This is a genomic window from Marinobacter halophilus (assembly GCF_003007685.1).
Classification (GTDB): Bacteria; Pseudomonadota; Gammaproteobacteria; order Pseudomonadales; family Oleiphilaceae; genus Marinobacter; species Marinobacter halophilus.
Genome location: NZ_PXNN01000016.1, coordinates 176665 through 198188 on the forward strand (window position 1 = coordinate 176665; position 21524 = coordinate 198188).

General features: G+C 57.1%; 20 protein-coding genes. 14 read left to right on the forward strand and 6 right to left on the reverse strand.

What is annotated here, in order from left to right:
- Nucleotides 1–2: 2 nt before the first annotated feature.
- Nucleotides 3–737 carry a uracil-DNA glycosylase gene (ung, locus tag C7H08_RS13270; RefSeq protein WP_106672723.1) on the forward strand — a complete coding sequence of 245 codons (735 nt, stop codon included), beginning with the start codon at nucleotides 3–5 and terminating at the stop codon, nucleotides 735–737.
- Here the strand turns inward: ung and C7H08_RS13275 are convergent, their stop codons facing one another.
- The 5 genes from C7H08_RS13275 to nadB all read right to left on the reverse strand — a co-directional run bounded on the left by C7H08_RS13275 (nucleotide 738) and on the right by nadB (nucleotide 5062).
- Complete coding sequence (locus C7H08_RS13275) at nucleotides 738–1571, reverse strand: HDOD domain-containing protein (protein WP_106672724.1); 834 nt, start codon at nucleotides 1569–1571, stop codon at nucleotides 738–740. It lies immediately after the preceding gene.
- Nucleotides 1572–1673: 102 nt separating this feature from the next.
- A complete protein-coding gene (gene ygfZ / locus C7H08_RS13280; protein ID WP_106672725.1) occupies nucleotides 1674–2672 on the reverse strand; it encodes a CAF17-like 4Fe-4S cluster assembly/insertion protein YgfZ in 999 nt (332 codons plus the stop codon).
- Nucleotides 2673–2700: 28 nt separating this feature from the next.
- Entirely contained in the window at nucleotides 2701–3102 is a 402-nt protein-coding gene (locus tag C7H08_RS13285; protein WP_133169833.1) for a hypothetical protein, read from the reverse strand.
- Between the two features lie 43 nt (nucleotides 3103–3145).
- Entirely contained in the window at nucleotides 3146–3418 is a 273-nt protein-coding gene (locus tag C7H08_RS13290; protein WP_106672727.1) for an FAD assembly factor SdhE, read from the reverse strand.
- Between the two features lie 36 nt (nucleotides 3419–3454).
- On the reverse strand, nucleotides 3455–5062 hold the full coding sequence (gene nadB / locus C7H08_RS13295) for an L-aspartate oxidase (protein ID WP_188445303.1): 1608 nt from the start codon (nucleotides 5060–5062) through the stop codon (nucleotides 3455–3457).
- A 138-nt stretch (nucleotides 5063–5200) separates the two neighbouring features.
- On the opposite strand from nadB, the gene rpoE reads away from it, so the two are divergent.
- From rpoE to pdxJ, 13 genes are all read left to right on the forward strand, one after another.
- Nucleotides 5201–5887, forward strand: coding sequence for an RNA polymerase sigma factor RpoE (rpoE, locus tag C7H08_RS13300; protein WP_279303197.1), 687 nt, complete (start codon nucleotides 5201–5203; stop codon nucleotides 5885–5887).
- 15 nt (nucleotides 5888–5902) lie between these two features.
- Complete coding sequence (locus tag C7H08_RS13305; protein WP_106672729.1) at nucleotides 5903–6466, forward strand: sigma-E factor negative regulatory protein; 564 nt, start codon at nucleotides 5903–5905, stop codon at nucleotides 6464–6466.
- Between the two features lie 16 nt (nucleotides 6467–6482).
- Complete coding sequence (locus C7H08_RS13310) at nucleotides 6483–7532, forward strand: MucB/RseB C-terminal domain-containing protein (protein WP_106672730.1); 1050 nt, start codon at nucleotides 6483–6485, stop codon at nucleotides 7530–7532.
- Nucleotides 7529–7978 carry a SoxR reducing system RseC family protein gene (locus C7H08_RS13315; RefSeq protein ID WP_106672731.1) on the forward strand — a complete coding sequence of 150 codons (450 nt, stop codon included), beginning with the start codon at nucleotides 7529–7531 and terminating at the stop codon, nucleotides 7976–7978. Before C7H08_RS13310 ends, C7H08_RS13315 begins: the two co-directional genes overlap by 4 nt.
- Nucleotides 7979–8061: 83 nt before the next feature.
- Entirely contained in the window at nucleotides 8062–9540 is a 1479-nt protein-coding gene (locus C7H08_RS13320; protein WP_106672732.1) for a DegQ family serine endoprotease, read from the forward strand.
- A gap of 115 nt (nucleotides 9541–9655) precedes the next feature.
- A complete protein-coding gene (locus C7H08_RS13325) occupies nucleotides 9656–12382 on the forward strand; it encodes a bifunctional diguanylate cyclase/phosphodiesterase (RefSeq protein ID WP_106672733.1) in 2727 nt (908 codons plus the stop codon).
- Between the two features lie 103 nt (nucleotides 12383–12485).
- Entirely contained in the window at nucleotides 12486–14288 is a 1803-nt protein-coding gene (gene lepA, locus C7H08_RS13330; RefSeq protein WP_106672843.1) for a translation elongation factor 4, read from the forward strand.
- Between the two features lie 15 nt (nucleotides 14289–14303).
- Nucleotides 14304–15092 (forward strand): signal peptidase I, encoded by a 789-nt coding sequence (gene lepB, locus C7H08_RS13335; RefSeq protein ID WP_106672734.1) that lies wholly within the window; start codon nucleotides 14304–14306, stop codon nucleotides 15090–15092.
- Between the two features lie 23 nt (nucleotides 15093–15115).
- Complete coding sequence (locus tag C7H08_RS13340) at nucleotides 15116–15505, forward strand: DUF4845 domain-containing protein (protein WP_227663406.1); 390 nt, start codon at nucleotides 15116–15118, stop codon at nucleotides 15503–15505.
- Nucleotides 15502–16191 carry a ribonuclease III gene (gene rnc, locus C7H08_RS13345; protein WP_106672735.1) on the forward strand — a complete coding sequence of 230 codons (690 nt, stop codon included), beginning with the start codon at nucleotides 15502–15504 and terminating at the stop codon, nucleotides 16189–16191. Before C7H08_RS13340 ends, rnc begins: the two co-directional genes overlap by 4 nt.
- On the forward strand, nucleotides 16191–17108 hold the full coding sequence (gene era, locus C7H08_RS13350) for a GTPase Era (RefSeq protein ID WP_106672736.1): 918 nt from the start codon (nucleotides 16191–16193) through the stop codon (nucleotides 17106–17108). The genes rnc and era overlap by 1 nt, the downstream gene beginning before the upstream one ends.
- A 7-nt stretch (nucleotides 17109–17115) precedes the next feature.
- Nucleotides 17116–17856 carry a DNA repair protein RecO gene (gene recO, locus C7H08_RS13355; protein WP_106672737.1) on the forward strand — a complete coding sequence of 247 codons (741 nt, stop codon included), beginning with the start codon at nucleotides 17116–17118 and terminating at the stop codon, nucleotides 17854–17856.
- Nucleotides 17853–18587, forward strand: a complete 735-nt coding sequence (pdxJ, locus tag C7H08_RS13360) for a pyridoxine 5'-phosphate synthase (protein ID WP_106672738.1) — start codon at nucleotides 17853–17855, stop codon at nucleotides 18585–18587. Before recO ends, pdxJ begins: the two co-directional genes overlap by 4 nt.
- A 7-nt stretch (nucleotides 18588–18594) precedes the next feature.
- Here pdxJ and C7H08_RS13365 read toward each other — a convergent pair whose 3' ends face one another.
- On the reverse strand, nucleotides 18595–21465 hold the full coding sequence (locus C7H08_RS13365) for an ATP-binding protein (protein WP_106672739.1): 2871 nt from the start codon (nucleotides 21463–21465) through the stop codon (nucleotides 18595–18597).
- Nucleotides 21466–21524: the final 59 nt, after the last annotated feature.

Below are 21524 nucleotides of genomic sequence, written 5' to 3' on the forward strand. Positions count from 1 at the left end.
ACATGCATCCGGCCCAGTTACTGGCTCAGCAACTGAAGCCCGGGCGTGGCTGGGATGAGTGGCTGGCGGATGAGTTCCGTCAGCCTTATCTGCAGCAACTGGCGGAGTTTCTGGCGGCTGAAGAGCGGGCCGGTAAAACGCTGTTTCCGGAACGGAGGCATTGTTTCAATGCCCTGAACAGTACGCCGCTGGAGCAGGTTAAGGTGGTAATTCTGGGCCAAGACCCCTATCACGGTCCTGGCCAGGCTCACGGCCTGTGTTTTTCAGTTCGGCCTGGCGTTCCGACACCGCCTTCACTGGTTAATATCTTCAAGGAAATTCAGCAGGATCTTGGCATTGCGGCGCCGGACCATGGTTGCCTGCAGCTCTGGGCGGAGCAGGGTGTGTTGCTATTGAACGCGGTGCTGACGGTCGAGCAGAGTAATGCTGGCGCCCATCAGGGCAAGGGTTGGGAAACGTTTACGGACCGGGTGATCGAGACCGTCAATCAGTATCGTCAGGGTGTGGTGTTTCTGCTCTGGGGTAGTTACGCCCGCAAGAAGGGACGCATTATTGATCGCAAGCGCCACCTGGTTCTGGAAGGGCCGCACCCGTCCCCGCTAAGCGCCTATCGTGGCTTTTTTGGTTGTCAACATTTCTCTCAAGCCAATCAAAGGCTTGAACAGCAGGGCCAGTCACCGGTGGACTGGGCCCTGCCGTCGCAGCAAGAGCTTGTCGAGCGTTATCGGAAAGACTGATTACTGCAACAGTGCCATCGCCGCTTCCATCTGGGCGTTGAGGTCTTCTTCCTCGTTCATGTCGATAGTCGGATCAATACCCAGGCGCTCGAACGCGGGGATGCCGGTCCAGTCCATCTCGTTCCACGGGTGGTCGGTGCCGGTAATTAGCTGCAGGTTGGCAATCATGACCAGGTCGGCATAGTCTGCCGCAGGTACTTCGCGCTGGAAGTTGGCGTATTCCAGTGGCACGTTCTGTAGTTCTTTCGGGAAATCCCACTTTTTCAGAATCATGGCGCCAATGCGTGGATGCAAATGCTCAATCACGTTGTCGAGCATGATGCTGCTGATCTGGATATCCTGATCTTCGACATATCGCAAAATCGGCAACACGCCAATCAAGTGCACCAGGCCCGCCAGAGTGGCCTGGTCTGGTTTCAGCTTGGTGTAGTGCTGAGCCAATACGTGGCAGACGCCGGCCACTTCTGTGCTGGTCTGCCAGGTCGCCCGCAGACGTTTGTCCACCATGTCTGAGGTGGCCTGGAACATCTGTTCCATAGCCAGGCCCATGGCCAGATTGCTGGTGTAGGCCATGCCCAGGCGGCTGACCGCCATGTTCAGGTTTTCGATGGCCCGGCTGCCGCGAAACAGGGGGCTGTTGCACACCCGGATAATCCTGGCCGACAACGCGGTGTCGTTACTGATGACTTTGACCAGGTCCATGATCGCCGAGTCTTCCGATTCGGCAATATCTCTTACCTGAAGAGCGACTTCGGGCAGTGTCGGGAGCACCAGTTTGTCGTTTTCAATGGCCTCGGTCAGGTCCGACTTAATGGTTTCAACAATGTTTGCCATGATCAATAACGTTCCGCTTGTCTGGGTGCCCCTGTGAGGGACACTGGGTAAACCGGTATGTGGCTTAATTTATAGCAAATTTTACCTGTTTTGCCTGTCAACTTATGTATCTGCCAGTGTGGTTGGCTCTCGTTCCGGTACCGGGTAGGGCAGGACCTGCAGTTCAAGTGTCACCTTATCGTCGCCCTCAAGTGCAAACGGACCCTGCTGGGCATCGTGGCGGATGACGGCGAGCAGTTCGCCGTGCTGGTTACCAGTAGCGACGGCATTAACGACTTCGCCTACGCTTTTGTTTTCGTTCAGCAGTCTGGTACCGGTTTCCGGCGCCGTGTCGGTGCCGCTGAAGCGAAGGCGAAACAGACTTTTCTTGAGCTGTCCCAGGAAATGCATTCTGGCGACAATTTCCTGTCCCGTGTAGCAGCCCTTCTTGAAGTGAACGCCTTGCAGGTGCTGAAGGTTCAGCATCTGAGGAACATACGCTTCTGTGCTTTGGGGCGTGAGCCAGGGCACCCCTGCACGAATACTGGCCGTGTGCCAATGGTCCATCGACAACTCGGTCAGGTCATCAGGCAGTGAGGGCGTACCGTCCAGTTGCCACCATTCGTATCGGGCGGTATGCAAGACGGTGTCCTCCAGACGAATCAGCACACCGGAGTCGGTTGCCAGGGTCTGCCCAACCTGATTCAGCGACCGGGCCTCTTCGCCGGCGCCGGCAATGGCGGCAGCTTCGCCCAGCAGGCCCACAATACGCGCTGAGGCAACGATAGCCATCGTTGTGCCCCGGAACAGCATCAGATACTTGCGCAGATGATTCAGGGTGGCTTCGGCCTGGCCTGCGTCGAGATCCATAAGCAGATCCTGTTGGTCCCTGACCAGGCGTGTCAGGCAGTAGGTTCGGCCTTTCGGGTTGCAGGCAGCGGCGCGAAGTGACTGATTGGCGGTTACTTCATCCACGTGCTGGCTGAACTGGCCCTGAACGAACTTGTCGGTGCCCGGGCCGCTGATACGAACGATGACCTGGTTGGCAAGCACGACATAACCGGTGCTTTCCGGATGAGTGTTTTGTGCGTGGATGTCTGGTTGGCTATCCTGTCTGTTCATGTTGGTCTCCGTGTGAGATCGATGGAGGTCAGGACGTGCCCGATGGCTGGCCGATACGCAGCCACATGCGGAGGCGACGGAAGTCGGCCTCTGGAACGTTGGCCCTGAACGGCCCGGAATTGCCCGTTATCAGAACGACGATACCGTTGGATCTGGTGTCTTCAGGTTGTAGTCTCAAAACCAGAAAGGCAGCGCCAAGGCTGCTGGAGGTGCTGATACGGCAATGCAGTTCGCTGCCGTCTCGAAACTGGCATGTGACACCTGGGTGATCAAATCTGAGCGCGATGACGGCATTCGGACCCTGTAGCAGGCCGTGCTTCTGAAAACTGCGCCAGCCTAGCAGGCAAATGGGTGGCAGGAATGCCAGTAACAGGAGGGAACTTTCCATGGCCGCACCGGCGGCGAATGCGCCCAGCACAAGCCATGGCATGAGGGCCAGGCATCCGGTGATGCCCGAGGGTAACAGGGTCAGGTTAATCCGGCTGGACACGGTTCAGAATCAACTCAACCATGCGCTGAAGGTCCGGGTCTTCCGGCCGGCTTCTCTGCATAAACCACTCGAACATGTCGGAGTCTTCGCAGCTCAGCAGCTTCTGATAACGAGCCTGGTCCTCGCGGTCCAGGCCCCGATAGGCCTCCTCCAGGAAAGGCAGCAACAGCACGTCCAGCTCCAGCATGCCGCGGCGGCTGTGCCACCAAAGGCGGCGGAATTGGGTTTCGTCGTTTACAGCGTTGGTCTCTGGCATAGCGTGATTCGCCTTGAAAAGGTTAGTACCTCCCGGTCAGGGAGACGGAGTGCGATAGGTTGTAGGTACCAGTATGGTGTCCTGCGCATCGTGCATCAGGCCCGGGTAGTCCAGTGTGTAGTGCAGGCCTCGACTTTCTTTGCGTTGCAATGCCGAGCAGATGATCAGATCGGCTACCGACACCAGGTTGCGCAGCTCGATCAGGTCATTGGTAACCCGATAATTGCTGTAAAACTCGCCAATTTCCCGTGACAGCAGGTCCGCCCGGTGCTTGGCTCGCTGCAGTCGCTTGGTGGTACGTACAATGCCGACATAGTCCCACATGAAGTGGCGCAATTCATCCCAGTTGTGCGAAATGACGACGTCTTCATCAGAATCCCTGACCTGGCTTTCATCCCAGTCCGGCGCGGGTGGCGGTGGCGGAATGTCAGCCTCACGGCGAGCGATGTCCTGAGCAGCCGCGCGGCCATAAACCAGACATTCCAGCAGAGAGTTGCTGGCCATGCGGTTAGCGCCGTGCAGGCCGGTGAAAGCGGCTTCGCCAACGGCGTACAGCTGATTGATGTCGGTTCTGGCTCGCTCATCGCTGACGATGCCGCCACAGGTGTAATGGGCCGCAGGCACAACCGGAATCGGTTCGCGGGTGATGTCGATACCGAACTCCAGGCATTTCTCGTAAATGGTCGGGAAATGATGTTTGATGAAGTCGCTTGGTTTATGACTGATGTCGAGATACAAATGATCAGCCCCCAGGCGCTTCATTTCATGGTCAATGGCGCGGGCCACGATGTCTCGGGGGGCCAGTTCAGCGCGTTCGTCGAAGCGATCCATAAATCGGCTGCCATCGGGCAACTTGAGCAGGCCACCTTCGCCGCGCACCGCTTCGGTAATCAGAAACGACTTGGCGTGGGGGTGGTACAGGCAGGTGGGGTGGAACTGGTTGAACTCCATATTGGCCACCCGGCAGCCGGCTCGCCAGGCCATGGCAATGCCGTCGCCGGAGGCACCGTCCGGGTTGGTGGTGTAGCGATAAGCCTTGGATGCACCGCCGGTAGCAAGCACGGTAAACCGGGCCCGGAACAGCTCAACATGGTTGTCCTCGAGATTGAGGATGTAAGCACCGACACACCGGTTGCCCGGCAGCGCCAGTTTCCGGTTTGTGATGACGTCGACGGCAACCCGTCCTGATTTCAGGTCAATATTCGGACGGGCGATGGCCTGACTGGTCAGGGTCGTTGAGACTGCGTGACCGGTGGCGTCAGCCGCGTGAATGATGCGTCGATGGCTGTGACCGCCTTCGCGGGTCAGATGGTAGTGCTCGTTGTCTTCTTGCCGTGTGAAGGCCACGCCGGAGGCAATCAGCCACTCAATGCTTTCTTTGCTATGTTCCACGGTGAAACGCACCGCGTCCTCATGGCACAGCCCGCCACCGGCGCTTAGGGTATCCTGAATGTGGTTTTCAACGGAGTCGGTGTCGTCCAGCACAGCGGCGATGCCGCCCTGAGCCCAGAGTGTGGCGCCGGAGCTGATTTCCGCTTTGCTGATCACACACACTCGCAGATGTTCAGGCAAGTTCAAAGCAACTGTGAGGCCGGCAGCGCCGCTGCCGATAATCAGGACATCGTATTCGTAGGATTGTGGCATTGAGTCGGTATCGCGGGCCATAATGTGGAAGTGTATTGAACTAAACTTTTCGCCTGCTGTCTATTTGGCCTGACGGACGAGTCACCTGCTGGTTGCTGTCCCGAACGTGGGTTCATGAACGAACGCCGGAAGAGCCGAATGACACAAGCGCATCTCATCAAGGCCGCTCAGCCGGCCAAAAAGACAGGACATTCTGTTACTTCGTCCATGACTCCTGATAATGACTGGAAACCGGGTGAGCAGGCCGACAGCCAGACGGATCTGCAATTGGTGCGCAAAGTTCGCAATGGCGAGCGCGCGGCCTTTGACCTTCTGGTGGTCAAATATCAGTCCCGGGTAGCGTCAATCATCAGCCGATACGTTTACGACAGCCAGGAAGTAATGGACTTGAGTCAGGAAACCTTCATCAAGGCGTTCCGGGCGATCGATCGGTTTCGTGGTGACAGTGCCTTTTACACCTGGCTTTACCGGATTGCCGTTAACACCGCCAAGAACTTTCTTGAGGCCCGTAGTCGCCGACCTCAGGGCTCGGCGGATGTGGCCGATGCCGAAAATTTTGATGATGGCAGTCGGCTTCGCGATGTGGCCTCACCAGAGCGATTGTTGCAGCGAGATCAGCTGCAAAAAGCTTTGTCGGTAGCGATATCCGCACTACCAGAGGAACTTCGCTCCGCATTTTTGCTCAGGGAATACGACGGTTTGAGCTACGAGGATATCGCCCGGATTCTCGAGTGTCCGATCGGGACAGTTAGGTCCCGGATTTTCAGGGCTCGGGATGCGGTGGACCGCCAGTTGGGTCCCTTGCTTAATCATTCAGTGACGTAAATGAGGTTGCATCCGATGGATGAACGTCTCAGAGAAACCCTATCAGCCATGATGGACGACGAAGCCGATGAACTGTCTGTTCGTCGACTGCTGTCCCATGGCGATCAGGATGAAGTCAGAGGGCAGTGGCAACGTTGGCAGCAGGTTCGTGATCTGATGCATGAGAATCACGGCCCGGCCGATTCTGTCGATGTTGCCGTGGCGGTGCGCGAGGCCCTTGATGGACACGCCCGCCCCGAACTGCCCGGCGATAATGTTAAGGCATCGGCTGGTTCCCATTGGCGATGGCCGGTCGCCGCGATGGTGGTGATGGCTTTGGTGGTTGGTTTCGGAGCCGGTGCCGGTTGGGATTCGCAAACGGTTGAGCCATCCGCATCGATTGCGATGACGGAGCCCGTCGATGACCAGGCCTTTGCGCTGTCGGCGTCGGTCGAGGAAGTCGCATTACAGGGGCTGGATGAAGAGCAACTACAGCAAATGCGTCAGTATTTGCTCGAGCACGCTCAGCATAACAGTGTTGGCGCCGGCCGCGGCTCTGTGGGATACGCCCGGCTGGTCAGCGCCAGCGGTGGTTACTGAGCTTGGGGGTTAAGTGATGAGGTTTTCGGTGAGCAGTGCAGTCGTCAGTGTCAGGCAGGCTCTGGCGGGCCTTTTGCTGGGACTGCTGGCGCTGTCGGTTCACGCGCAACCTTCCGCTGAGGACGCTTCCCGGGGCGCCAGTGACAGTGCGACGGCGATGGCCTGGCTGGAACGCCTGGGTCCCGCGTTGAATATGACTTCGTATCGCGGTGTGTTTGTCTACGCCCGTGGCGATCGCGTGCATTCCATGCAAATTGCCCATCGTTTTCGGAATGACCAGGTAGAGGAACGTCTGGTCATGCAGGATGGCGGCAGCGGCGAATTTGTCCGAAAAGGCATGAACGTCGTTTGTGTGTTGCCGGATCGCGGCCGCATACGGCTGGACGAGGTGATACCGTCCGGTCCGTTTGCGGAGACGTTTACCAGTCAGCTGATGCCGTTCGGCGACTGGTATCATCCGCAACTGGTGGGCGAGGATCGGGTAGCCGGCTACGACGTCATAACCATTGCATTGACTGCTCGGGATAAGGACCGCTACAGCCATCGGTTGTGGCTTGAAAAAGACTCCGGTTTGTTGGTCAAGAGCCATGTGCGCGATGCTGACGGCGAAGTACTGGAGCATTTTCAGTTTGTCAGCCTCGAGATTACCGATGACATTGCCGATGAAGAGCTGGAAGTTCAGACCCAAGGACATGAAATTACCCGGATATTGCCGGCAAACAACCCCAAACAATCGACGGTCAACCGGATGAATGGCTGGACGCTCAACTGGCGGCCGGAAGGATTTGCCCCGGCCGCGTCTCCCAGCTCAGGCAAAGGCAAAGCGGTAGCTTTTTCCGATGGTCTGGCTACTTTTTCGGTGTTCGTTGAGCCTGTCGGCAGTTTGAAAATGCCGACAGGTGCCTCTCGCGTAGGCGCGACCACTATTTACCTTCGTGAGATGTCTGTAGCGGAACGGCCGTTCCTGGTGGCTGTTGTTGGTGAAATCCCCCCCCGCACAGCACGCAAGGTAGCGGATGCGGTAGAAATTGATGATGTTCTGGCGCTGGAGTTGTCAGGGCAATGATTACCGAAACCGGTAAAGTGGTGGCTTTGAAGGATGACAATGCGTGGGTGCAAACTATTCGCGCCAGTGCCTGTCAGAGCTGTTCTGCCCGGTCCGGTTGTGGTCAGCGAGCGCTGGCAAAAGTGTCCGGGGGGCGCGCCAACCAGGTGCTGGTCGCCAATACAGCGGGCGCCAAGGTTGGTGATGAAGTGCTAATTGGTATCGACGAGCAGTCTTTGCTGACTGCCTCGCTGGCCGTTTACGGCCTTCCCCTCGTACTTATGGTAGTGGCAAGTATCGCCAGTCATCGCTGGTTTGGCGGTACCGACGCTGTGGCCATCTCAGGGGCACTGGTCGGTCTGGGTCTCGGGTTTTGGTGGGCACGACGTTGGCAATCCGGCAAAGGAGACCGTTACCGGCCGCGGATGTTGAGAGTGAACTCCAGCTATTCCGTTACGTGTCTTTGAGCCCTACCGTTTGGTAAGTTGAAAAACGGTGGTCTGATCCCAAAATCACCGCTTGATGTCAAGCAAAAGCAGGGGAACTCCACATGTCGAGAATAAATGCAGCGGTCATCCGGGTTGCTCCGGCTCAGCAAACCGGGAAGTGCTGGGCTGCTCTGTTGCTGGTGTCTGTCCTGGTGTCCGTGTTCTGGAGCCAGTCCGTTCAGGCGCGCGGATTGCCAGACTTTACCGAGTTGGTCGAAGAAAACTCCAGTGCCGTCGTTAACATCAGCACCACCAGTGAGCCCACCAGCGAGGGCTCGCGCTTCCAGGGCCTGCCGTTTGATGAGCGACAGCTGGAACAATTACCGCCGTTTCTTCAGGATTTTTTCAGTGGTCCCCAGTCTCCGTTTGGTGAATCTCCCCGGCAGCTGCAGCCTCAGCGATCCATGGGTTCTGGCTTTATTGTTTCCACCGACGGCTATGTACTGACCAATAATCACGTTGTCGAAGGCGCTGATGAGGTCATCGTAAGGTTGAACGACCGTCGGGAATTTCAGGCCACCATCGTCGGCACGGACCCCCGTTCAGACATGGCCGTGCTGAAGATCGAAAATGCCGAAGACCTGCCGGTTGTGAAGGTGGGTAGTTCCCGCGATCTGAGGGTGGGGGAATGGGTTTTTGCCATTGGCTCGCCGTTCGGATTTGATTACACCGTCACCGCCGGCATTGTCAGTGCGCTGGGGCGGTCATTGCCTTCCGAGAACTATGTTCCGTTCATCCAGACCGATGTTGCAATCAACCCGGGAAACTCCGGTGGCCCTTTGTTCAACCTTGACGGCGATGTGGTGGGTATCAACTCCCAGATATACACGCGCTCCGGTGGTTTCATGGGGGTTTCCTTCGCGATTCCGATCGATGATGCGATGAATGTCTTCAAGCAGCTTCGCGATAAAGGCAGCGTGGCCAGAGGCTGGTTGGGCGTTCTGATTCAGGAAGTCAATCGGGATCTCGCGGAATCTTTCGGGCTCAAACGCCCAAGAGGCGCCTTGATTGCGGAAGTGATGCAGGGTTCACCAGCGCAACAGGGCGGACTGCAGTCTGGCGATATTGTGCTTGAGTACAACAGTGATCCGGTTAGGTTGTCGTCGGATCTGCCGCCGCTGGTCGGAAGAACGCCAGTGGGCGAGTCGGCTCGTTTAACGGTATTGCGCGGTGGCCGGGAGGTCAGCCTGGATGTAACCATCGGACGTTTGCCGGAAGACGGTGAGGCAGAGTCTGCGCCAGAGGTGGGTGACAGCGGCGCACCGCCCCAGGATTCGCTGGGACTGGCTGTAGAACCCCTGACCTCTGACATGGCCAGTGCCGCCGGAGTCCAGGGTGGGGTTCTGGTTACTCGCACCGGGCCGGGGCCGGCAGCCGAAGCAGGGATTCGGCCACAGGATATAATTACCGAAATCAATCGCGACCAAGTGCGCTCGGTGGAAGATTTCAGGAAGGCGACAGGCAAGCTGCCATCCAACCGTGCAGTATCGGTCAGAATTGTCCGCCAGGGACGTGCCATCTACCTGGTCATGAAGCCCTGAACTCAGTGACAGTGCCGAGTTTGAAGCCCCTGGTACCTGTGACGACATGCCCGGGGGCTTTTGCTATACTCGTTGAAATTTACAATAACCATGGGTCATGGAACGGACCGTAGCGATGACAACCAACAAGGAATTGCCCCTCCGTAAACTGCTTCAATTCCGCTATGCCTGGATTGCCTGGTTGGTGTTTCTGGTGGCCGCGGTGGCGACGGTGCTGCTTTGGCAGGTGTCCATTCGTCTGGTGGAAGACCGCACTGAAGCGCATTTCCGAACCCAGTCCTTGCAGCTCAAAACCGCCATCGAAGAGCGCCTGCTCAACTACGAACAGGTTCTGGCCGGTAGCTCTGGCTTGTTTTCGGTGGCCGGTGCAGTTACTCGGGATGAGTGGCGGGAATATGTTGATAAAATCGATATTGATCGCTATTACCCTGGAATCCAGGGTATAGGATTTGTGCAGCGGATCGGCGTGCGCGATATGGCCGACCATATTGCCTCGGTTCGGGGTGAAGGGGTCTACAACTATCTGGTGAAGCCGCTTGGCGCCGGCCCTTACTATTACCCGATGGTCTATCTGGAGCCGGGCACCCATCGAAACCGGCAAGCGCTGGGCTATGATGCGTTCAGTGATCCAGTCCACCGCAAAGCCATGGAGAAGGCACGTGATGATGCGGTGCCAACCGTCACCGGCAGTGTCGTTTTGGTGCAGGAGGCGCTTGCTGAGGACCAGGCTGGATTTTTGATGTATTACCCGGTCTATCAGGGAGGTGAGGTGCCGGAAATTCGTGCGGAGCGACGCATGATGCTGACCGGTTATGTGTTTAGTGCCTTCCGGATGAATAACCTGATTGATGGCATCGTGGGTTTGATTTCACCCTTTCTGGATGTCCGGATCTACGACAGTGGCGTGATCGGCCGGGATACCCTGATGTATGGCTCAAATCTGGGGTCGCTGGATAACGAATTCAGTTTCGAGATGAGCCAGACCATCTCTCATGGTGGCCGTGACTGGCTATTACAGACACGATCCACGCCTGCATTCGATTTTCTCGCGGCTGACCCGAGGCCGCCTATCGTGCTCGGCTCCGGGCTGTTGATCAGCTTGCTGCTGTGCCTGTTTGTGTTAGCCCTCATCCGCTCCAGGCTGATTGCCCAGATCAGTGCCGGGCGGTACCGGGCGATCACCGAGGGCGCGGCCAGTGTGACGCTGGTGATGGATCGCCACGGAGTCCCTTTGTATGCCAGCCCTTCAAGCCGCGACATACTTGGGTTTGATCCGGACAAGGTGGATACGCTGGAGTTTGAGAGGCTGGTTCATCAGGATGACTGGATTTCTTTAAAGCGCGGTTTTGGCGAAGCCATCCGGGCACCCGGTAAACAGATGCCGGTGGTGCGTGCGCGCATTCGCGATGCCGGGCAGCAGTGGCGGGATATGGAAGGCACGTTTACCGCGATGTTGAAGGTGCCCGGGGTCAATGGTGTGGTGTTGAGCCTCCGGGATCTTACCCAGCTCAAAGCCGCCCAGTCGGAATTGCATCGGCTGGCTTTCTACGATCCGCTGACCGGACTGGCCAATCGCCAGTTGTTCCGGGACAGGCTTAATCATGTCGTGCGCCGATGCCGCCGCAGTGGCGAGCCGGCGGCACTGATGTTTCTCGATCTGGACGGGTTCAAACGCATTAATGACACGTTGGGCCACGATGCTGGCGACGAGTTGCTGCAACAGGTAGCGAGTTGGCTGGAAGGCTGCGTGCGTGAGGAAGACTCGGTGGCCCGGCTTGGGGGGGACGAGTTTGTGGTGCTGCTGTCACAGATCAGCGGTCCCGATGCGGCCACCAAAGTGGCTGAAACTATTCTGCGCCGGCTGTGCCAGCGCATCCGCCTTAATGATCATGAGGTAGGGATTACCGTAAGTATCGGTATCACCATGATTCCTCATGATAGTGAGGATGCCGGTGCCCTGATGAAGTATGCCGATCTGGCGATGTATCGTGCCAAAGAAGTTGGCCGTAACACCTACCAGTTCTTCACGCCGGCAATGAACATCAAGGCAGCGCGTCGATTGTTGCAGCAGGAAGAGCTGGCCACAGCACTGGATGGCGACCGGTTTGTGCTGCATTACCAGCCTAAAATTGATCTGGCCAGTCAGCGGGTGATCGGTGTTGAGGCATTCCTGCGCTGGCATCATCCGGAGAAGGGACTGGTTTCGGCCCAGCAATTTATCCACCTTGCGGAAGAGACCGGTCTGATCATCCGCTTGGGCGAATGGGCGTTACGGCAGGCTTGTATTCAGGTGCAGGCGCTTGAGCGGGCTGGCTTTGAGTCGTTGAAGATGGCCGTGAACCTGTCGGTCCGTCAGCTGACGGACGCCGGTTTTCTCGACATGGTTCGCCAGGTGATTACTGAAACCGGGGTGTCGCCGGAGCGTATCGAGCTGGAAATGCCGGCTGAATTGCTGAATGAAGATCCGCGTCTGTTGCGGGAGCTGTTGGTGTCGCTGAACGATCTCGGGGTGTGCCTGATCCTGGACGATTTTGGCACCGGCTCCTGTTCGTTGGTGGCGTTGCAGCAGCTGCCGCTCGATGTGATTAAAATCGATCACCGATTTATTCGTGACATTCCCTACAACGTCAGCGCGACTGATGTGGCGTCTGCGGTAATCGCTCTGGCTAAAAAACTCCATCTGACCGTGGTGGCTGAAGGTGTCGAAACTTTGCAGCAGCTGAGCTTCCTGAAATCCGCCGGTTGCGCCCAATGTCAGGGTAATTTATTCAGCTACCCGCTGGATGAAGATGCCCTGATCGGGTTCCTGATCCGTCAGTACGAGAAGCCGCTTATTTCCTGATCATGGCAATGGCGGCCGGTAACCGGTAAAATCACGCCGTTCCCGGATTCGGTAGCGGCCATTCCGGGCTCAATCCTACGTCTTTTATGAGTAATCATTGTCTGTGACTGAACTGAGCCGAATCCGTAACTTTTCCATCATCGCCCACATCGACCACGGTAAATCCACTCTGGCGGATCGTTTTATCCAGATCTGCGGTGGCCTGACAGAGCGTGAAATGGCCGAGCAAGTACTCGATTCCATGGATCTGGAGCGGGAACGGGGCATAACCATCAAAGCTCAGAGCGTAACGCTCAACTACACGGCGAAAGATGGTGAAACCTACAAACTGAATTTTATCGACACGCCCGGCCACGTCGATTTTTCCTACGAAGTGTCACGCTCCCTGTATGCCTGCGAAGGTGCGCTGCTGGTGGTGGATGCGGGTCAGGGTGTTGAAGCCCAGTCGGTAGCCAACTGCTACACCGCTCTGGAGCAGGGCCTGGAAGTGGTGCCGGTGCTGAATAAAATGGACCTGCCTCAGGCCGAGCCAGAGCGGGTTGCGGCTGAAATCGAAGACATTATCGGAATCGAGGCCCAGGATGCCGTGCGCTGCAGTGCCAAGAGCGGTCTGGGGGTGGAGGACGTGCTAGAGGATCTCATCAAGAAGATTCCGCCCCCCAAGGGCGATCGCAGCGCGCCGCTGCAGGCGCTGATCATTGACTCCTGGTTTGATAACTACCTGGGTGTGGTGTCTCTGGTGCGGGTTACCGAAGGGGTGCTTCGCAAGGGTGACAAGATCGTCATCAAGTCCACCATGAAAGCCTGGAACGCCGACAAGGTTGGCATCTTCAATCCCAAACCAACCGACACTAATATTCTGGAAGCCGGTGATGTCGGGTTTGTCGTGGCCGGTATCAAAGACATCCACGGCGCGCCGGTGGGTGACACCATTGTGCACCAGAAATACGCCGACGAAACACCGATGCTGCCGGGCTTCAAGAAAGTGCAGCCCCAGGTGTATGCCGGCCTGTTCCCGGTCAGTGCAGACGATTACGACGATTTCCGCGATGCCCTGGAAAAGCTGACCCTGAACGACGCATCTCTGTTCTTCGAGCCGGAAAACTCGGATGCGCTCGGGTTCGGATTCCGCTGTGGTTTCCTGGGCATGCTACACATGGAGATCATTCAGGAGCGGCTGGAGCGGGAATACGACATCGATCTGATTACCACCGCGCCCACGGTCATCTATGAAGTGCTCACGAAACAGCATGAGACGCTGTCGGTGGACAACCCGTCGCGGCTTCCGGATATTGGTTCCATCGAAGAGATGCGTGAGCCCATTGTCGAGGCCAATATCCTGGTGCCGCAGGAGCATCTGGGTAACGTGATCGCTCTGTGTGAGGAAAAGCGAGGCGTTCAGAAGAATATGCACTTTATGTCGTCGCAGGTTCAGCTCACTTACGAGTTGCCGATGGCGGAGGTGGTCATGGATTTCTTCGACAAGATCAAGTCTGCCAGTCGAGGCTTTGCGTCTCTGGATTATCACTTTGTCCGGTTCCAGCCCGCGAATCTGGTGCGGCTGGATGTGTTGATTAACGCAGAGCGGGTCGATGCACTGGCGCTGATCGTGCACAAGGATCTGGCCCATCGTAAGGGTCGTCAGTTAATCGAAAAGATGAAAGAGCTGATCCCCAGGCAAATGTTTGATATCGCCATCCAGGCTGCCATCGGTACCCAGGTGGTATCGCGGGTAACAGTCAAAGCGCTGCGTAAGAACGTCACGGCAAAGTGTTACGGCGGTGACGTCAGCCGGAAGAAGAAACTGCTTCAGAAGCAGAAGGAAGGTAAAAAACGTATGAAGCAGCTAGGCAATGTCGAGGTGCCTCAGGAAGCGTTTCTTGCTGTATTGAAAGTAGATAACTAAAACTAAGGCTCCCGGATGGACATCGATTTTCCGCTGGTACTGGTGGTTCTGACCTTCGCGACCGGAATAATCTGGCTGGCGGACATACTGTTTTTCAGGAAAAAACGGGAACTGAACGCAGGCCCTGAACGTACCGCTGTGGCTGAGGATGACGCGGAGAGCAACGAGCCCTGGCTGGTAGACCTTAGCCGCTCGTTCTTTCCGGTGCTGGCGATCGTGTTGGTGCTGCGCTCATTTTTGATCGAGCCGTTTCAGATCCCGTCTGGCTCAATGTTGCCGACCCTGGAGGTCGGGGACTTTATTCTGGTAAACAAGTACGCCTATGGACTGCGGCTGCCGGTGGCGGGCACCAAGATTCTGAGTGTCGGTGATCCCGAGCGGGGCGATGTTATGGTGTTTCGCTATCCGGAAGATGGCAAGACAAACTACATCAAGCGGGTCATCGGTCTGCCGGGTGACCGGGTTCGCTATCGCAACAAGCAGCTGTTTATCAATGATCAGCCGGTCGCCCGTGAGTTTGTTGCCCGTTTGCCCCCGATGGAGCGTTGGCGTGAGGACGTCGGTGGTGTAGAACATGATGTCTACCTGACGATGGGGCGCGTCGGCGGTTCCGGAGAGGGCGAATGGGTGGTGCCAGACGGGCATTACTTTACGATGGGTGACAATCGTGACAACAGCAACGATAGTCGATTCTGGGGCACGGTGCCTGACGACCTAGTGGTCGGCAAGGCGTTTGCCATTTGGATGCACTGGCAATCGCTGACAAGTCTGCCATCTTTTGATCGAGTGGGCAGTATTGATTAATCCCGCCGTGCCGGAGTAAACGAATGAAGCAAATGAAACATCCCATAGGCTTGCAGCCGCAGAGTGGCAGTGGCCTGACCATGTTGATCGTGGCGTTGTTTTTTGGCAGCCTGCTGGCTTTGGGCCTGAAGATTGGCCCAGCTTATCTGGACGATTTCACAATCCAGGAGGCCCTCGAAGGCCTTGACGGTACCGACGGTTTATCCCGGATGGGGCCGGCTGAAGTGCGTAACCTGATCAATCGACGGTTGAGCGTTAATAATCTCAGCGGGTTTGATGCCAAGCAGATCAGTATTGAGAAAAATGGCGAGTTCGTGGTCATCAAGGTGGACTACGAAGTTCGTAACAATCTATTTGGAAATGTGGACACTATTGTCCACTTCCAGCACGAGTATGAGTTAAAGGGACAGTGAGTTCACAACCAGACCTGGATCAGCTTCAACGCCGTATCGGTTATACCTTCAGGGAGCCCGAGCGTTTGTTGCTGGCTCTTACCCACAGAAGTTACGGTAACCAGAACAACGAGCGCCTGGAATTTCTTGGCGATTCGATTGTCAATATGGTGATTGCGGAACACCTGTACCTGCATTTCGAGAAGGCCCGGGAAGGTCATTTGAGTCGCCTCAGGGCGCGCATGGTCAAGGGTGTTACCCTGGCAGAGATTGGCCGGGAGTTCGAGCTTGGGCAATATCTCCGGCTGGGTTCTGGCGAGTTGAAAAGCGGTGGCTTCCGGCGGGAGTCGATTCTGGCCGATGGGATAGAATCGATTATCGGCGCCATCTATCTGGACAGCGACTTTCATACTTGCCGCGCTCAGGTGCTGCGCTGGTTTGAGCACCGGCTGGCCAGTCTCGACCTCCAGGACACTCAGAAAGACCCGAAAACCCGACTGCAGGAATATCTGCAGTCGCGGCAGTTTCCGCTGCCACATTATGAAGTGATGTCGGTGGATGGCGAGGCTCATAACCAGACTTTCCACGTGTCATGCGCCTTGCCATCACTGGATCGAAAAACCAACGGTACCGGTAGCAGCCGTCGCATTGCTGAACAGCAGGCTGCCCGCAGTGCCCTTAAACAATTGGGCGTGGAGAACGACTGATGAATGATATTACCCGCCCTGACGACCCGAATAGCCGTTGCGGTTTTGTGGCCATTGTCGGCCGGCCGAACGTGGGCAAATCCACGTTGCTGAATCACATCCTGGGTCAGAAGCTGAGCATTACATCCCGTAAACCGCAGACCACCCGACACCAGGTACTCGGGATCAAGACGGAGGGTCCGGTTCAGGCCATCTACGTCGACACTCCGGGGATGCACGAAGATGAACCCCGGGCGATCAATCGTTACATGAACAAGGCAGCCTCATCCGCACTGATTGGTGTCGACGTGGTGGTGTTCGTGGTGGACCAGCTGGCCTGGACTACAGCCGATGATCTGGTGCTTGAAAAACTCAAGCGCCTGGAATGCCCGGTAATTCTGGCGGTCAACAAGGTCGACAAGATCGAGAATCGGGACCGGCTGTTACCGCATCTTGAGGCCTTGGCCCGAAAACGTGATTTTTCCGACATTATTCCGTTGTCCGCATTGAAGGAAACCAATCTGGAGCCCTTGCAAGCAGCCGTTGGCCGATATCTGCCACAGAGCATCCATTTCTATCCGGATGACCAGATTACCGATCGCAGCGAGCGATTCATGGCCTCGGAAATGGTGCGCGAAAAGATCACTCGCCAGTTGGGTGCGGAGCTGCCCTATTCGGTGGCGGTTGAGATCGAAGAATTCAAGCATGAGGGCAAGACTCTGCATATTTCCGCGCTGATTCTGGTGGAGCGGGAAGGTCAGAAGAAGATCATCATTGGAGACAAGGGTGAGCGTATGCGCCGTATTGGCCAGGAAGCCCGGATGGATATGGAGCGTATGTTCGGCACCAAAGTCATGTTGCGGCTGTGGGTGAAGGTCAAGCGTGGCTGGGCTGACAGTGACCGCGCTCTGAAAAGTCTGGGTATGAGCGATTTCTGAGGCAGCCATGAAGGGCGCGGTGCAGCAAGAGCCCGCTTATGTGATCCACCGTCGCCCCTGGCGGGAAACTGCCTTGCTGGTGGACCTGTTCACCCTCAATCATGGCCGCATGAGCCTGGTCGCCCGGGGCGCTAACAGTGCCAAAAGTCCCCTAAAGGCCCAGTTGCAGCCCTTTCAACCCCTGTTGGTGGACTGGGTTGGTAAAAGCGACCTGAAAACCCTGATGCAGCTGGAAGTGCGCTCGGCTCCGTTACTCAGCAAAACCAGAGCGCTATACAGCGGCCTGTACCTTAACGAGTTACTACAGCGGATTCTTCCTACCGCAGACCCTTACCAAACCTTGTTTGCCGACTACATAGAAAGCCTTCAGGCTCTCACGGCGCTGGCTTCAGACGGCGACGTAGAGCCGGTGTTGCGGCGCTTTGAAATCGGTTTTTCAGCGGCGCTGGGCTATGACTTTGCCTGGGACCAGGCGACAGACACCGGATTGTCGGTGCAGGCCGGTGCCCGCTATGGTTACGATCCCGCGCAGGGCATTGTTTCGATACTGGCGCCAGGTATCCGGGTTGGGCAACTTCAGGGTGAGGCTCTGCTGGCCCTGGCAGCCGGTGATCTCACCAGCGAGGCACCCCGCAAAACCGCCAAGCGGGTGATGCGGGTTTTGGTAGATTTTTTACTGCAGGGCAAACCGCTGCACAGTCGCAATCTGTTCAGTCATTCCGTTTCATCATCAGGGAGAACCCCATGAACCCCAGAGTGTTGCTTGGTGTGAATATTGACCACGTTGCCACCTTGCGTCAGGCCCGCGGTACCCGTTACCCGGATCCGGTCCAGGCGGCCCTGGTTGCCGAGGAGGCCGGTGCAGATGGCATTACCATTCATCCCCGGGAGGACCGTCGGCACATTCAGGATCGTGATGTTCTGCTGCTGAAGGAAGTCTTGCAAACCAAGATGAATCTGGAAATGGCGGTGACGGACGCGATGCTGGCGTTTGCCGAACAGGTTCGTCCTGAGTGCGTGTGCCTGGTGCCGGAAAAGCGTGAGGAGCTGACCACCGAAGGCGGTCTTGACGTAGACGGTCAGGAAGAGCGTGTGGCGAAAGCCTGCGAGCGATTGGCGAAGATCGGCGCGGAAGTGTCGTTGTTCATTGATCCCGACCCGGTCCAGATTGATGCTGCAGTGCGTTGTGGTGCGCCCGTGATCGAGCTGCATACCGGCGAATATGCCGAGGCTCGGAATCCGGAATCCGTTGAAGCATCCTTCAAGGTTCTGGCCGATGCGGTAGCCTATGCCCGCAAGAAGGGTCTGATTGTGAACGCGGGGCACGGTTTGCATTATCACAACACTGAGCGGGTGGCAGCCATCCCCGGTATAAACGAGCTCAACATCGGCCACGCCATTATTGCCCGCGCCATGTTCAGTGGTCTGAAAGACGCCGTCTTGGATATGCGCGCGATCCTCGACCGCGCCAGGGGTTGATCGGGTCTCAAGTCGTTTCCGGCTGGCGCTGCTGTGTTCTGAACAGTTGCTGCCAGTCGGTCTGCTCGCACCAAGCCTGCAGCCGGTCCATGGCAGCCAGTAGCTGATCTTTCTGCAGTTCCATGTCCGGTGCCTGGCATTTCAGGGCGGTCTCAAGCCGGTTGGCTGCCGTGCGCAGTTCCGGCACACCGCAGTACCGGGTTGCTCCGTGCAGTTTGTGCACACACTCAAGCAGGGCGTCTGCCTCGTTGTTTTCCCAGAGCGCTTCTACCCGCTCTGAATCCGCATGCAGTTGTTCCAGTAGCATGCTGAACAGCTCCTCGGCCAGATCGGCTTTGCCTGCCGCCAGCTGAATACTTTCCTCGACACTGACACAATCCTGTTGCATGCGACGGTTTGAGGGCCGCAGTGTGCGCCGGGTGTCCCTGACTTCAGAAACCTTAAAGCTGTCCTTGGAGCTCCGACAATTATAGCTGGTGTATTCCCGGATCAGGTCGATCAACTGGGTGCTGCTGATCGGCTTTGCCATATAGCCGTCAAAACCTTGCTGGGCCAGTCGTTCCTGCTCGTCGGCCAGGGCATGGGCGGTCAGGGCGATGATCGGTGTATGGTGAGACCCGGAGTCCAGGCCGCGTATGCGTGAGGTGGTTTCTACGCCATCCATACCCGGCATTTGCAGGTCCATGAACACCAGGTCGAAGGGTTTTTGGCGTACTTTGGTCAGTGCCTCAAAGCCGCTGGAAGCGCCTTCTGCTTCCAACCGGAAATCCTGCAACAGAGTCATGACCAGTTTCAGATTGGCGTCATTGTCGTCTACTGCCAGAATCCGCGGCACGTTGACCGGGCCGCTGTTGCTCAACGGTAGCGTCGCTTCCTGAAAGTCTCCGCTATTGGCGTGGATGCCGTGAATCAGCAGCAGCAGCTCGTCGTAAAGGGCGTCCCGACACACCGGTTTGGTCAGGTGACCGCTCGACAGCCCGGATAGGGTGGTGTCGTGGGTTTCCAGGGTAGGTGTCAGTAGCAGTGTCCGGCAATCCCGTTCCACTTCCAGTGACCGTACCATGTTGCAGTATTGGCTGGAGTTGAGCAGGTGCCGGGTAATGCCGATGAGTGCCGTCGCGTAACCTTCCTGCTTGCGCTGGGCTTCCTCTACCTGCTCCACCAGCGCGGCGGGTGACTCTACGCGTTGCACAACCATGCCCCAGTCCCGAAGCAAATGCTCTACCGCCAGACCGGTGGTTTTTTGCTGCTCCAGATAGATGATGCGCTCACCGCGAAGTGCGTCTTTCTGGGCATTGCTGTCGGCACCGCCAGAGAGCTCCGGGGTCAGGGTGAACCAGAAGGTGGAGCCTTTGCCCAGCTCGCTCTCCAGCCCGATTTTTCCGCCCATCTCTTCAACCAGGCGCTTGGAGATGGCAAGGCCGAGACCGGTACCGCCATATTGCCGGGCGGTGGAGGCATCGGCCTGGCTGAAGGCGTTGAACAGGGATTGCTGCTGGGCCCGGGACAAGCCGACTCCGGAGTCGGTGATGCTCAGGCGCAGGGTTACCCGGTTGCTTTCGGTATCTTCAGCCTCGAGGCTTGCCCTGAGAACCACCTCACCGGTCTGGGTGAACTTGATGGCGTTGTTGACCAGGTTGGTGATCACCTGTTTGACCCGCAACGGGTCTCCCATAATGTTATCTGGCACGTCGTTGTAGACCAGTTGCACCAGGTCCAGATTTTTTGCGTGGGCTGCCGGCGCCAGCATGACCATCACTTCTTCAACAATATCGCGCAGCTGGAAGGGTATCCGGTCGAGGATCAGCTTGCCGGCCTCAATCTTGGAGAAATCCAGAATGTCATTGATGATGGTCAGCAGGATTTCCGATGACTTGCGGATGGTGTTCAGGTGGTCGCGCTGCTGTCGGGGCAGGGGGCTTTTCAACAGCAGTTCGGTGAACCCGATGATGCCGTTCAGTGGCGTCCGGATTTCATGGGACATATTGGCCAGAAACTCGGATTTGATCCGGCTGGCTTCCAGCGCCTCTTTGCGTGCAAAATCGAGTTCAATATTCTGAATCTCGATGGTTTCCAGAGTTTCTCTAAGATCTTCGGTCGCCTGGTCAATGTTCTGCTGCATTTCGGCTTGGGCCTGGCTGAGCTCCGAAGCCATATCATTCAGACCAGATTCCAATTGTTCAAACTCCGGACCGGCGCCGGTGTAAACACGGGTGTCGAGCTTGCCCTCTTTCAGCTTTGCTACCGCCTCGTTGAGCTGGAACACCGGATCGGTAAAGGCGCGGCTCAGGCGCAGGGCGACCGCCATGCTCAGCAGCACTCCGCCGACCACCAGCAGCAGCGAGATCAGCAGGGCTTTGTAGGTTTCTTTTTCTGTTCGAATGTGGGACATCTCGACGGCAGCCCAGCCCAGCGGCTCCTGGCGCCCGGCTGCAGACTGACGGACATCCGGGTCGAGCATGGTTTCAATCATCAGGTCTTGCAGGTGCACCGGCGTTACGAAGCGGGTACTGCTGCCGCGGGTAACCCGGACCGCCTGATCGGCTTTCAGCGACGATTCGGCAATAGCATCGGCACCGCCGGGCCCGGTATGCAACAGCCGCCGGCCATCGGACGAGAAGAACGTAATCGAACGAACGTCCTGCTCCTCCAGCAAGGCGTTGGACAAGGTGCCAAGCAGGCTGCGATTGGCGGTGAACAGGCCATATTCGGAACCCGCAGCCAGTTGGCGGGAGAGTGACTCGCCGCGATCCTGCAGCAGGTTTTCGATATTGGTGACCCAGCTGTAGGTAAAGAACAGTCCGAGTAACAAGGTGGTCACCAAGGTGGGGACCAGAGTTACCACCAAGACTTTTTTGCGAATGCCCCAGCGCCGCATAGTGAGTTCCTGTCAATCTATTGAGCCCGGTCTGCCGAATGTTGCCAGAGCCAGGTACT